Below are 13634 nucleotides of genomic sequence, written 5' to 3'. Positions count from 1 at the left end.
GGCGTACGACAGCGCGGCGACGCTAACGGTTCATCATGAGCGCCACCACTACGGCGACGAGCACCAGCGCGGCGAACACCGCCGCCGCGATCTTCGCGGCGCTGTACGGTCGCTCACCGATCACCTCGCCGGTGCGCGCGTTCACCAGCACCTGGTACGAGCGGCCGGCGTGCAGGTACGCGGCGATCCACACCGGCAGCAGGATCAGCTTGTACGACACGTCGGAGTACGTGGTGTCCACTGCGGACACCCGCTGCTCGTCACCGCCGATGTCCGACCGGCAGTCCCGCTCGATGACCGGCGCCATCCGCGCCTTCGCCTCGGTCAGGCCCGCCTCGGGCTCGGTGTCGTACCGCAGCGCCTGGTATCCGGCCAGGTAGTCGCCGTGGTACGCGGCCGCCTCGGTCAGCGGCCACGGCGCCAGCTTGTCCAGCTGCTCGGTGGGCAGGTGGGTGGTGGCGGGCACCAGCACGTCGTCGAAGTCCCGGCTGACGGTGCCGGCGGCCGGATGCCACCGGGTGTGCCGCACCTGCCGGGTCCGCGTCTCCTGCTTGCCGTCGACGGTCACCGTGTACGTCTCGGTGACGTAGTAGTACTCGCCCCGCTGACCCCGGTAGTCCGACACGGTCCGCGCGTCGAACGTCCAGTGCGGCAGGTACGTGCCCTTCAGCGTCTCCGCCTCGCTGACCTTCTTCAGGCTCCCCGGCGCGAACCAGCGGCTGCGGCACCACTGGCCCAGCGCCGTCCGTACGCCGTTGCGGTCCACCGCGAACGGCAGCACCGCCTCCGGCGCGATCAGCTCGCCCGCCGCGGCGTCGGCCACCAGCGGCGTGGCGCAGAACTGGCAGCGCTGCGCCAGCACGTCGCTCTCCGTCCGGGCCCCGCAGCCCGGGCAGACGAACGTGTGCGCCCCGACGCTCGCCACCGGCTTGCGGGGCAGCGACGCGAGATCCGCGTACGCGTGCTCGCGCACCTCGCGGCGCGCGCCGGCGATCTCCTGCCGGTGCCCGCAGTACGGGCAACTGAGCGTCGTCGTGCCCGGCGCGAACTCCACCCGGGCCCCGCAACCCCCGCACCGGTACGAGGGCGGGGAGACAGTCGTGTCGCTCATGCCGGCACCTGCCCGGTGCGGGGACGACTCACCCGCTGACGCGCGTTCATTGCGGCGGCAGCGGCGGCGGGACGCTGGCCAGCACCGACGCCAGCTCCGGCACCTGCCCGGCGGGCTGCCACTGCGCCATCCCGGCACGCCAGACCAGCGTGTCCGGGCCGAGCGCGCCGGCGCCCGCCTGCTCGGCCAGCCCGCCGAGGTCGTACGGGCCCTGCCGCTGGCCACCGACGCCGACGTACCACTGGGCCTGGCCCGGCAGCGGCGGCGGCTCGGCGGCGCCCGGGTGCGCGGCCGACGGCAGTGCTCGGGCCGGCGCCGGCTGCGTGGCCCCGCCGCCGCCCATCGTCCGGGCCATCTGCTGGCCCATCGCCATGCCCAGGCCCAGGCCGATGCCCGCGCCCGCCTCGCCGCCCGGGTTGTTCGCCGCGGCCTCCATCGCGTTCGCGGCCTGGAAGCGGGTGTAGCGGTCCAGGTCGCCGACCGCGCCCATGCTGGTCCGCTTGTCCAGCGCCTGCTCGACCTCCGGCGGCACCGACACGTTCTCGATGACGAACTTGGGGATCGCGATACCGACCTCGGCCAGTTCCTCGGTCAGCACGGCGGCCAGCCGCCGGCCGATCGCGTCCTGGTGCGCGGCGAGGTCCAGCAGCGGCACGCCGGCCGTGGCGAGCGCGCCGCCGAGCCGGCCCACGATCAGCTGCCGCAGGTACTCCTGCACCTCCTCGGTGCGGAACTGCGGGTCGGTGCCGACCAGCTCACGCAGCAGCTGCGCCGGGTCGACCACCCGCGCCGCGAAGGCGCCGAACGCCCGCACCCGGACCACGCCGAACTCGGCGTCGCGCAGGATCACCGGGTTCTGGGTGCCCCACTTCATGTCCGTGAACTGCCGGGTGTTGACGAAGTACACCTCGGCCTTGAACGGCGAGTTGAAGCCGTACTTCCAGCCCTTCAGGGTGGACAGGATCGGCAGGTTGCGGGTCTCCAGCGTGTACGTTCCCGGCGGGAAGACGTCGGCGATCTTCCCCTCGTTGACGAACACCGCCGTCTGGGACTCCCGGACGACCAGCTTGGCGCCCATCTTGATCTCGTTCTGATACCGGGGGAACCGCCAGACGATCGTGTCCCGGCTGTCGTCCAGCCACTCGACGATGTCGATGAGCTCGCCCCGGAGCTTGTCCATCAGCCCCATCGCAACCCTTTCCTCGGCGCCGTTCTCCGGCGTCGCGGGCGACGATAGCAACCCCCCGCCACCTGCGAAAAGAGAACAATGGTGCGCTGATCGGCACCTACCGATCGCCGTCGTTCAGCCGGTGTCGCCGCTCATCGATTCCCCGCCCCCGTGACGCCGGGAGGCATCTCGGGACGGATCCTCCCAAGCCGGCGCCGCACGTGGACCCCGGTCGGTGGACCACGCGGCGCGCTGGTTCGGCAGCCGGGGCGGGCCTCCGGTCTCCGGGACCGGCCGTTCGGTCTCCTGCACCAGATAGTGCGGCCGGCGTTTGGTCTCGTAGTAGATCCGGCCGATGTACTCGCCGATCACGCCCAGGATCATCATCTGAATCCCGCCGAGGCCGATCACGCTGACGATGATGGTGGTGTAACCGGGCACGTCGATGCCCTTCTCCACGGCGTCGGCGACCACCCACGCCATGTAGCCCACCGCGATGAGCGTGAGGAAGAGCCCGCCGTAGATCGCCAGGCGCAGCGGCCGGTTGTTGAACGACAGCAGACCGTCGAACGCGTAGTTGAACAGCTTGCCGAACGTCCACCGGCTCCGCCCCGCCTGCCTGCTCTCGTTGCGGTGCGCCACCACCACGGTGCGGAAGCCGATCCACGAGAACAGGCCCTTGGAGAAGCGGTTGTACTCGGGCATCGCCAGGATCGCGTTCACCGCGAGCCGGGACAGCAGGCGGAAGTCACCCGCGCCGTCCAGCAGGCGGACGTCTATCCACCAGTTGACCAGGCGGTAGAACGAGCGTGAGGCGACCATCCGGATGAACCGGTCGCCGCGCCGGTCGCGGCGGGCGATCACCTGGTCGAAGCCCTGGCGGTAGAGCGCGACCATCTCGGGCAGCAGGCGCGGCGGATGCTGCAGGTCGGCGTCCATGATGACGACCGCGTCGCCGGTGGCCCGGTGCAGCCCGGCGAGCATGGCCGCCTCCTTGCCGAAGTTGCGGCTCAGCGACGTGTAGCAGACCGTCGGGTCGGCGGCGGCGAGCCGGCGCAGCGCCGCGAGCGTGCCGTCCTCGCTGCCGTCGTCGACGTACACCACCTCGACGTCCACGTCGGGCAGCTCGGCGAGCGCGGTGCTGAGCATCTCGTGCAGCCGCTCCACCGACTCTTCCTCGTTGAAGCAGGGCACCACCACCGACAGCCGCATCGGCGTCGTCCCGCCCGGCCCGGCGCCCGGGCGCGGGCCTCCGGCGCCGGCGGCGTCAGAGCCGGTAGACGAGCGTGCCATCGAGGTCCTCCCGGGTGATGCCCAATCCGTCGACGGGCCGGTTCTCGATGCCCTCCCACGGCGTGCCCGCCGCGCGGCTCGGCACCGCGACGACCGACTGGACGCCGATCCCGCGCAGGTACGCCACGCTGCCCGCGTCGGGGAACGTCGCCACGGCGACCCGGGTCTGCGCCTGGGTGACCGGCTCGAAACCGCCGAGCCCGTTGGTGATCCGGGGGAATCCGTCGGTGGACCAGAGCATGTAGTTCAGGTCGCCGATCCCGCCGGCGGGCAGCACCAGCATCGGCTCCGGCGCGGTACGCATCGCGGCCGGCGGCGTCGGCACGACCGGGTGCGGCGTGCGGTTGACGCCCTCCAGCGTCACCAGCGCGAGCGGCACCAGCAGGACCAGCGGCGCCACGGCCCGGGACCAGCGGTGGGCCGAGGGCCGGTGCCAGGACTCGGCGAGCGCGGTGACCAGCCCGGCGGCCAGCACCGCCAGCAGCAGGCTGGTCCAGTGCATCATCCGGCCCGGCGTGCGCAGCGCGTCCCAGCCGGGCAGGAGCGTGGACAGCGTCAGATAGCCGGGGTCGCCGTCCCCGCCGAGGGTGGCGCCCAGACCGAGCAGCACGGTGCCGACCACGCCGAGCCCCAGCGCGACCCGGTGCCGCACCGGGAACGACGAGACGAACAGCCCCGCCGCGGCCAGCCCGATCAGCGTCATCCCGGGCAGCAGCGCCATCTCCGGCGGCCAGGTCAGCTGTTCCCGGGCGGCGGCGTGCCGTTCCCCCCACAGCCACGAGTCGCCGGGCGCGGTGATGAACCCGATCAGCGGAGGGGAGAACATCTTGGTCCAGTCCAGCGAGCGGACGGCCTGCGGGTTGAGGTCGACGACGCGCAGGTAGACCAGGCCGAGCAGCAGCGTCACGGCGCCGAACACGGCGCCGCCGGCCAGGTCCGCGATCAGCAGCCGGCGGCCGAACGGCGGACGCTCCCGCTTGCGCCACCAGGACCAGCCGTAGCAGCCGGCCGCCACCAGCACGGCGGCCAGCAGGAAGTAGACGAGCGGCAGCCCGATGCCGAAGCCGAGCGTGACCTGCCAGGCGGCGACGAGCCACCCGGCCACCGCCCAGCCGGGACGGCGGCGCTCCGGCCGGTAGCCGTGGCGCAGCGACCAGCCGTGACCCCGGGCCAGCATCGCCAGGGCCAGCGCGATCCCGCCGCTGGACAGGATGTTCAGGTGGCCGGAGTGCGCCAGCCGCCAGGGTGCGTACGCCCACGCGATCCCGGCGACCGCGCCGCCCCAGCGGTTCGCGCCGAGCTGCCGGGCCAGCGCGTACGCCCCGAGGAACGCCAGCGCGTGCAGCAGCACGTAGAGCACGTTGTAGCGGATCACGGCGGCCTCGAAGCCGGAGCCGACCATTCCGAACGGCGCGTAGCCGAGCAGCGTGTCGCTGTAGGCGTAGGTGTAGCGCTCCGGGAAGAACGTGTTCGAGTGCCAGAGGTTGGCCGGGTCGTTGAGCAGGGCGTGCCCCGACCAGGCGACCTGCCACGCCTGCAACGTGGGGTCGCCCAGGTCGCCGGGGATGGTGGTCGCCGGGTGCCGCATCGTCGGCCAGGTCAGCACCACCGCCAGCAGCAGGCTGCCCAGGATCGCCAGCGTCCACTCCGGGTTCGGCCGCCATCGGCGTCTGCCGTCCACAGGCCGTTCGTCGGAGGGGCGGTCGTCCGAGGGCCGGTCGGCGGGAGGCTGCTCGGGACCGGTGTCCTCAGCGGTCGGCGGGGCGACGGCGGGCCGGATCTTCATGGGATAGATGCTTCACGATGCTGCTGGTCCTGTCGATCCACTGTCCGAAATGTGGTTGAAACTTCCGGCCGCATTACCGGAAAACCGCCTACGCGAACCGGTCGGCGAGCGCCGACAGCCGGTCGACGTACGCCGGCCAGTCGTAGCCCTCGGGGACGTTCCGGTTCTCCTGCCCCAGCCCGATCGCGGCGTCGTGCTGCTCGCGCAGGATGTCGGCGTGCCCCGCGTGCCGGGCCAGGTCGACGCAGACGTGCACGAGGACCTGGTGCAGCGTCACGTCCTGCCGGCCGGGCAGCCACCACGGCACCCGCCCCGGCGCGTCCAGCGGCAGCATGTCGATCGTCTCGTCCGCGAACGCCGCGACGCGGCGGTACAGGTCGATCAGCCCGTCCTTGGTCTCGTCCTCGCGGGCGTACCAGTCGGCCTGCGGGTCGGCGTCGAACGTCTCGGTGGCGACCAGCTCCGCCGGTGTGGGGAACTCGCGGCCGAACGTCGGCCCGAAGTAGCCGGCCTCGACGTTCAGGCAGTGCTTGAGCACCCCCAGCAGGTTGTTGCCGGTCGCGGTGCGGGGAAGCCGGGCCTCGCGTTCGCTCAGCCCGTCGAGCTTCCAGATCAGATTCTCCCGGATCGCGCGCAGGTAGTGGTGCAGCGCTGCCTTCGGGTCGTACGGCTCACTCATGCCCGACACTCTTCCGCATGGGTCGGACATCGTGGGGGCGCCGTCAGCCGGTCTGGCTGTTGTCCTTGTGCGCGCCCCACCCGTGCCAGCGCTCGATCTCGATCCACGCGCTGACCCGCTTGCGGTCCCGCCGGGGGTAGGGGCGCCCGGTGTAGTGCTGCGAGATCCGGTCGATGTCCGCCAGGCCCTCGTCGTCGCGCAGCTCGACCACCCGCCCGATCAGGCTGACGTGGGTGTACCAGTTCCCCTCGTCCAGCACGGTCAGGGAGACCCGGGGATCGCTGCGCAGGTGTGCCAGCCGGCGGCGGCCCTCGTCCATGTTCACCAGGACGCGGCCGTCCTCCCAGAGGTACCAGGTGGCCGCGGACACCGGCTGGCCGTCGCGAAGCGTGGCGATGACGGCGGGATTCGGCTTGCCCAGCATGGCGACGGCGGGCTCGGGCAGCGGCGGCTTCGACATGGCTCTCACTCTACGTACCCGCCGGGCCCGCCGCTGGTCATGCGGCGGGCGCCGCCCGGACGGGCTCCCCGGCGGCGTCCGCCGGGGAGCCCGTCGCACGCCGGTCAGGCGCGCGCGCTCCACTGCTGGTTGGTGCCGCCGTGGCAGTCCCAGAGGTTGATCCTCGTCCCGTTGGCGGTGCCGTAGCCCGCCGCGTCCAGGCAGCGCCCGGACTGGACGCCGCTGATCGTGCCGTTGGCGTTGAGGTTCCACTGCTGGTTGGGCTGGCCGTTGCAGTCCCAGATGATCACGCTGGTGCCGTTCGCGGTGCCCCGTCCGCTGGCGTCGAGGCACTTGTTGCCGAGCACCTGCAACTGCTTGTCCGAGGTGTAGGTCCAGCGCTGCATGGTGCCGCCCCAGCAGTCGTACAGCTGCACCGCGGTGCCGTTCGTGGTGCTGCCGTTCGGCACGTCCAGGCACCGGCCGGAGCCGGCGCCGACGAGCTGCACGTTCTGGTACGTGCCGCCGCCGCTGCCGGGGGTGCCGATGCTGCCGGACACCGACTGCAACGCCTGGTACCAGACCGCCGCCATCTTGTCGTAGCCGGTGGCGGTCGGGTGGATGCCGTCGATCAGGTCGGCGGTGGTCAGCGCCGAGTACTGGTCGACCAGGTGGACGCGCTTGCCGGCGTTCACCTTCGACTGCACGATGCCGGGCAGCGCGGCGTTGAACGTGCGTACCGCCGCCGCCTGGCCGGAGTTGGCGAGCGGGATGATCTGCGCGACGAACACGTCCGCGTTCGGCGCGGTGTTGGTGATGCGGTCGATGAGCGAGGAGAGCCGGTTCGGCGCGGTGGAGACGTTGTAGTTCTGCAGGATGTCGTTGGTGCCGATGTGCAGCAGCACGGTGCGCGGCTGGTAGGCGTTCAGCCAGCCGGTGATGTTGGCGTCGATCTGGTCGATGCGCCAGCCGGGGTGGCCCTCGTGGTCGTGGTCGCCGAGGTTGCCCGGCCCGTTGAACTGGGAGCCGACCAGGTCGACCCGGTAGCCGCCGCCGGCCAGCCGCTGCCACAGGCCGATCCGGTAGCCGCCCGGCACCTGGGTGCCCTCGGTGATGGAGTCACCGAGCGGCATCACGCGGGTGCCGCCGTTGGACTCGGCGGCCGCCGGTCCGGTCGCCGTCAGCACACCGGCGGCCAGCACGGCGAGCGCGGCGCCCGCGGTGAGCCATCTCCGCACAGTGGTACGCATGTGTGCTCCTTTCACGGGGTGGTGCAGGTCAGGGACGGGGTGGTCGGCGAGCCGTTGGCGATGAAGCCGAACGTGGTGGAGCCGGACGCGGGCACGGAGCCGTTGTACGCGGCGTTGCTGACTGTCGCGGTGGAGCCGCTGGTGCTCAGCGTGCCGCTCCAGACCTGGCTGATGCTCTGGCCACCGGCCAGGTTCCACCGCACCGACCACCCGTTGAGCGCCGCGGCGCCGGCCGTGACTGTCACCTCGGCCTGGAAGCCGCCCGACCAGGAGTTCGTGGTGCGGTAGGTGGCGGTGCAGGCGCCACCGCCCGGCGGCGGCGTGGTGGGCGGCGCAGTGGTCGGCGGGGGATCGATCGGCGGCGGCGTGGTGGTCGGCGGGTCGGTGGGCGGCGGCGTGCTCCCGGCGGGGGTGAACCGCCAGTGGTCGATGTTGAACAGCGAGCCGCTGCCGCCGGTGAACCGCAGGTAGAGGTCGTGGGTGCCGGTGTCGCCGCTGACCGCGCAGGTCGTGTCGGCCCAGGTCTGCCAGCCGCCGGTGCCGGACACCCGGCAGGTGCCCACCACCGGGCCGCTGGTGCCGTCCAGCCGCAGCTCGATGGTGCCGCCGCTGCCCGCGGAGGCCACCCGGGCGGTGTACGAGGTCGCGCCGGACCCGAAGGCGACGCCCTTGATCTTGAGGTAGTCGCCGTTGTCGATGAAACCGACGTTCATCCCGCCGCCGCTGGCCGGCTCGGTCTCCACGCCGGACGCCCAGGCGCTCGTCTCGGCCTCCTGCCGGATGTACGGGTTGAGCGTGCCGATCTGCGGCGCGCCGGTGGTGGTCATGTTGATCGTCGGGATCGAGCCGTCAGCGCCGTAGGAGAACTTCTCCACCGCCACCGACCTGGTGAAACCGCCGCCGCCGGGCAGCGCGCCGTTGTGGTAGAAGAAGTACGAGCCGCCCTTGTAGTCGGTGATGCCGGGGTGGTTGGTGAAGCTGCTGCCCTGGGTGGGCATGACGGTGCCGCGGTACGTCCACGGCCCCAGCGGCCCGGGCGCGGTGGAGTAGGCGATGAACTCCGAGCAGCACTTGGCCGCGAAGACCATGTAGTAGAGGCCGTTGCGCTTGTACACCCACGGACCCTCCTCGTAGAGGGTCGGCCGGTTCGCGTCACCGGTCCGCGCGCCGAAACCCGCCGCGGTCAGCGGGATCTGGGTCGGGCTGCCCGAGTACGAGATCATGTCTGCGTTCAGCTTGACGTACCACAGGCGGGGGTTGCCCCAGTACAGGTACGCCTGGCCGTCGTCGTCGATGAACACGGTCGGGTCGATCTCACCGTTGCTCACCAGCGGGCGCCCGATGGCGTCCCGGAACGGCCCGGTGGGGCTGTCCGCCACCGCCACCCCGATGCCCATCTGGCCGGTGGCCCGCACGACCATCGGCACGTACCAGTAGAACTTTCCGTTGCGGTGGACCGCCTGGCCGGCCCACGCGTCCTGCTTGGCCCAGCTGAACGTGGCGAGGCTGAGCGGCGATCCGTGGTCGGTCCAGTTCACCATGTCGTCGGACGAGTAGACCCGCCACTCCTTCATGGTGAACCAGGTCGAGTTGTCCTCGTCGTGGCCGGTGTACAGGTAGACCCGGTTGTTGTACACGAGCGGGGCCGGGTCGGCCGTGTAGATGGTCTGCACGATCGGGTTGTCCGCCCGGGCGGCGGTCGGGCTCAGCCCGCCGGCGATGGCCGGGGCCAGCCCGAGCAGGGCGAGCAGGGTCACCGCCAGAGCGAGCCATCGTCTGGTCCGGCGGTCGGTTCTCCATAGCGTTGACGTCACAGGTCATCTCCCGGGGTAGGCCGCGCCGCGGCGGATGGTGTGGTCGGCGAGGGTCGGGCCGTCACGCCCGGCTCCACCTCTGGCTGTTCGCGCCGGTGCAGGCGGACAGGACGATCGAGGTGCCGTTGCCGGTCCCGCCGCCGTTCGGGCTCAGGCACAGTCCGGACTGGACGCCGGTGATCGTGCCGTCGGTGTTGACGTTCCACTGCTGGTTGGCGCCGCCGTTGCAGTCCCAGATGATCACCCGGGTGCCGGACGAGGTGCCCTGCCCCTCGGCGTCCAGGCACTTGCTCCCGTACACCTGGAGTTGCCGGCTCGACGTCGCCGTCCACTGCTGGTTGGTCCCGCCGTTGCACTCCCACAACGTCACCTGGGTGCCGTTGGTCTGGGACTGGTTCGGCACGTCGAGGCAGCGGCTGGAGTTGGGGTTGAGCCACGCGCCGCTCGTACCGCCGGGGTTGCCGCCCGGGCCGGCGACCACCGACAGGTTGTCGAACTGCGCGGTCTCGCCCTGGCTGGTGCCGAAGCCGACCTGGCCGGAGCCGAAGGTGGAGTCGGTGGCCGTGCCGACGGTGGCGCCGTCGATGGTGGCGGTGATGGTGGTGCCGACGAAGCCCAGCGCGAGGCTGTGCCAGCGGTTGGTGCCGAGCGCCGCCACGTTCCCGCTGCGCAGCGTGGTGAGCTGCCCGGCGGTGTTGTTGCGCAGGATGGACCACGCGCCGGCGTCGGTGACCCGCAGGAAGTAGGCGTTGTAGCGGCCGATCGGGTCCAGGTTGGTGCTGCCGACGCGGCCCTGGATCTGGGCGTAGCCGGACTGTTCGAGCAGGACGTCGGCGGAGACCGTGTAGTTGCCCCAGCTCAGGTTCCCGCCGTAGGTCGCCGGGTCGGCGAGGGTCTTCCAGGTGATGGGCGCCTGCGCGGACATCTGGCGCAGGCACATGCCGGATCGGCCGCCGCCGCAGCCGACGATCTCGAAGGCGCCCTGCATGTCCTGGAGGTACTTCGGGAACCGCCCGCTGGCGTAGCTGTCGAAGTCGTCGCGGTACGGCAGGCCCAGCGAGCCCTGCGCCGGGCTGGTGGCGGTGCCCTTGCCCTGCCCGGTCGTGGTGGTGACGGTGTAGAGGTGGCCGGGCTGGGCGGTGAACGTGAACGACCCGCCCGACGGGGTGACGTCCGCGGTGCGGACGAAGAAGTCGTTCGGGTTTGTCGAGTTCAGGTTCGTGGCCCAGATCTGCGCCTGGCCGGTGGACAGCCCGCCGGTGACGGTCATGGTGACCTGCTGGGCGGCGGTGGCGTCCATGGTCTCGATGACGGTGCTGTAGTCGCCGGTGGTGGGCGAGCGCAGCGACACGTAGCTGCCGTTGTTGCGGTTGCCGCCCAGGTAGCCCGAGGCCGAGTCCAGGTAGCGCCAGCCGGGTGCGGTGAACTGGGTGGTGTGGGCCAGCGCCCAGGTGTTCTTGCCGACCGAGTACCAGCCGGACCAGGGCTGGTTGGCCAGGATCAGCCCGACCGTGGACCAGGGCAGGTTCGGCGTGATGGCGGCGATCAGGTCCCAGTTGAGGTAGGCGACCATCCGGCCGTCGATGTAGCCGCGGTTGATGCCGCGGGCCAGCGGCTTGGCGCCGTCGTTGTAGTCCTGCGAGCCGCCCTCGCTGTTCCACAGCGTCTTGCCGGTGGAGGTGGCTGTCGAGGACACGGTGCAGGTGGTCTGCGCGCTGAGGTAGCCGCACGGGTAGTGGCCGCTGAGCACGTCGATGCTGTTGCGCAGCGTGGCGTTGCCGGCGACGGCGTTGGCCGGGCCCCAGCTACCGGGGTAGTCGTCCCCGTAGATGATCTTCACGCCGCTGTAGCCGTTGGCGTTCAGCGCCTGGCGCAGGCTGATGGTCCAGTTCGCGTCCGTCCGCTTCTCGTTCTGGGCGGCGGTGATGTAGTCCATGGTCAGGTTGTGCTGCCGCGCGCAGCCCAGCCAGTCCACGAAGTAGTTGATCATGTCCTGGGACATGAAGTTGCCGTTGCCGATCCACCCGGGAGCGCCCCACGGCAGGGCCGCCAGCTTGATGGCGGGGTTGCGGGCCTTGGCCTGCTCCATGATCCACCACTGGTAGCCGCGGTTGCAGTTGAGATCGCCCCGGACGTGCTCGTGACTCGGCTCGGACCCGCTGGTGGAGTTGGTGTCGCCGCCCATCTCGACCTTGAGGATCTGCAGCGCGGCGCCGTATCCGGGCTTGAACAGGTAGTCCAGGATCTGCCCGCGCTGCGGCTCCGGATAGTCGATCAGCAGCCGGCTGTTGCCGCCGCCGCCGCTGACCGCGCCGACCCCGTCGAACGTCTGGCCGCCGGAGGCGCCGTTGACGGTGATCGAGGTGGCGGCCTGTGCGGGGCCGGCGGTGAGGATCAGGCCGCCGGCGGCGGCCAGGACGGTGACGGAGAACGCCGCCAGCAGTCGGCGTATCCATCTCGGCTCGGACATGACGAGTCCTTTCGGGAGATGCGGAGTGTGGTCGCCGAGTGGCTCGCCGGTCAGCGGTAGCCGGCGGCGACGATGTCGGCCTGGACGGCGTTCTCGGTCGCGTCGGACGGATAGCCCGCGACCATGGCGCCCTCGTAGAAGGTGCCGGCGCTGAGGTTCGCGCCGCCGCCGGGCTTGCAGCAGTCGCCGCCGCTGCCCAGGATGATCGCGCCCTGCTTACGCATCGGGCTGTAACCGGCCGGCAGCGACCCGTCGTAGAGCGTGTAGAGGCCGCCGGACTGGGCGTTGCTGCCCTTGATGGCGAACTGCGAGGTGCCGTTGTTCTTCAGGGTGGCGGTGACGAACCGGTTGGTGAACGCCCGCTGGTTCGGGTTCCAGGACTGGCTGCCGCCCGGGTAGAGACCCCACTCCAGGTCGGCCTGCACCCAGGGGCCGCTGCCGGAGCAGCCGCCGAACCAGCAACTGGTGCTGAAGTTGATCGCGTCCATCGCCCCCGCCGCGTCGGCGCTGCGGGTGGTCTCGCTGTTGCCGTAGTCGAAGCAGCAGCCGCTGTTGACGTGGGTGCCGCTGGTCACCATGTACATGCCCTCGGGGGCGGAGCCGGTGGGGACGCCGGTCAGGTGGCCGTCCCGCCAGTAGCTGTTCCCAGGGTTGATGTAGAGGGAATACGCCCGGGCGCCGCCGACCGTCAGCGACTCGCTCGTCGCGTTCGCGGGCCGGCTGGAGGTGGAGCCGGGGACCTGCGCGGAGCCCTGGTACCACAGGTCGTTACCGCGTCCCGACTGGTCGAACACGGCGGTGATCACGCAGCTCGTACCGGAGCAGAACGCGTCCTGCGCAGCGGCGTCGGCGTAGCCGCCCGCGCTCACCAGCCCGATGTTGCGGGTGGCGTTGTCCGAGGAGCGGCGGACCTGGTAGAGGTTGCCGCCGTACGCCGAGAACAGCGCCCGGGTGGTGCTGTGCGCCGCGACGCACGGGGTGCCGCCCGCGGCGTAGATGTCGCACGGCCGGCCGCCGGGCGGTGGCGTCGAGGTGGGCGGCGGTGACGACGGTGTGGTCGAGACGTTCCACCGCTGGTTTGCCTGTCCGTTGCAGGTCCACAGGATGATCCTGGTGCCGTTGGCGGTGCCCGCGTTCGTCGCGTCCAGGCACAGCCCGGACTGCTGACCGGTGACGGTGCCGGCCGAGGTGATGTTCCACTGCTGGTTGGCCTGGCCGTTGCAGTCCCAGATGATCACCGTCGTGCCCGGGCTGGTGCCCTGGCCGTTGGCGTCCAGGCATTTGTTGCCGTACACCGTGAGCTGCTTCGCCGACGTGTACGTCCAGCTCTGCGGCGTGCCGCCGGTGCAGTCGTACAGCTGGACCTGGGTGCCGTTCGTGGTGCTGCCGTTGGGGACGTCGACGCAGCGGCCGGACTGCACGCCCACGATGGAGCCGGGCCCGGGGGCGGCCACGGCGCTTCGGGTCTGCGCGGCCACGGCGGCGCCGGCGACGGCCAGGACGAGCACCAGGGCGGAGATGGTCATACGCGGTGGTCCGGATCGGACGGACCGGGGACGGGGGATCACCATGACGGCTCCTCGGATACGCGCGAGCACCCGACCGTCCGGCACGGTGCCTCGCG

The 13634-nt window shown here is 71.4% G+C and carries 10 protein-coding genes; all 10 read right to left on the bottom strand.

Features of this window, described 5'->3' with window-relative positions; all coding sequences use genetic code 11:
* Positions 1 to 22: 22 nt before the first annotated feature.
* The gene (locus tag BAW75_RS26855) at positions 23 to 1111 is read right to left on the bottom strand and encodes a TFIIB-type zinc ribbon-containing protein (RefSeq protein ID WP_104115321.1); all 1089 of its coding nucleotides are present in this window, start codon (positions 1109 to 1111) and stop codon (positions 23 to 25) included.
* Positions 1112 to 1157: 46 nt separating this feature from the next.
* Positions 1158 to 2300 carry an SPFH domain-containing protein gene (locus BAW75_RS26850; RefSeq protein ID WP_104115320.1) on the bottom strand — a complete coding sequence of 381 codons (1143 nt, stop codon included), beginning with the start codon at positions 2298 to 2300 and terminating at the stop codon, positions 1158 to 1160.
* 114 nt (positions 2301 to 2414) lie between these two features.
* The gene (locus BAW75_RS26845) at positions 2415 to 3491 is read right to left on the bottom strand and encodes a glycosyltransferase family 2 protein (RefSeq protein ID WP_223201151.1); all 1077 of its coding nucleotides are present in this window, start codon (positions 3489 to 3491) and stop codon (positions 2415 to 2417) included.
* 55 nt (positions 3492 to 3546) lie between these two features.
* Positions 3547 to 5358, bottom strand: a complete 1812-nt coding sequence (locus tag BAW75_RS26840) for a hypothetical protein (RefSeq protein ID WP_104115319.1) — start codon at positions 5356 to 5358, stop codon at positions 3547 to 3549.
* Positions 5359 to 5446: 88 nt separating this feature from the next.
* Complete coding sequence (locus tag BAW75_RS26835; RefSeq protein ID WP_104115318.1) at positions 5447 to 6037, bottom strand: DinB family protein; 591 nt, start codon at positions 6035 to 6037, stop codon at positions 5447 to 5449.
* 43 nt (positions 6038 to 6080) lie between these two features.
* The gene (locus tag BAW75_RS26830) at positions 6081 to 6497 is read right to left on the bottom strand and encodes a PPOX class F420-dependent oxidoreductase (RefSeq protein WP_030499597.1); all 417 of its coding nucleotides are present in this window, start codon (positions 6495 to 6497) and stop codon (positions 6081 to 6083) included.
* A gap of 104 nt (positions 6498 to 6601) precedes the next feature.
* On the bottom strand, positions 6602 to 7726 hold the full coding sequence (locus tag BAW75_RS26825; RefSeq protein ID WP_104115317.1) for an RICIN domain-containing protein: 1125 nt from the start codon (positions 7724 to 7726) through the stop codon (positions 6602 to 6604).
* An 11-nt stretch (positions 7727 to 7737) separates the two neighbouring features.
* Complete coding sequence (locus BAW75_RS26820) at positions 7738 to 9477, bottom strand: family 43 glycosylhydrolase (protein ID WP_244206285.1); 1740 nt, start codon at positions 9475 to 9477, stop codon at positions 7738 to 7740.
* Between the two features lie 124 nt (positions 9478 to 9601).
* Entirely contained in the window at positions 9602 to 12010 is a 2409-nt protein-coding gene (locus tag BAW75_RS26815; protein ID WP_104115315.1) for a ricin-type beta-trefoil lectin domain protein, read from the bottom strand.
* Between the two features lie 50 nt (positions 12011 to 12060).
* Positions 12061 to 13536: an arabinofuranosidase catalytic domain-containing protein gene (locus BAW75_RS26810; protein WP_104115314.1), complete on the bottom strand. Its 1476-nt coding sequence runs from the start codon at positions 13534 to 13536 to the stop codon at positions 12061 to 12063.
* Between the last annotated feature and the right edge of the window lie 98 nt (positions 13537 to 13634).

This window comes from Micromonospora chalcea, from assembly GCF_002926165.1.
Lineage (GTDB): Bacteria > Actinomycetota > Actinomycetes > Mycobacteriales > Micromonosporaceae > Micromonospora > Micromonospora chalcea.
The sequence above is the reverse complement of the archived record's forward strand: the minus strand, read 5'-3'. Positions and strand labels throughout refer to the sequence as shown.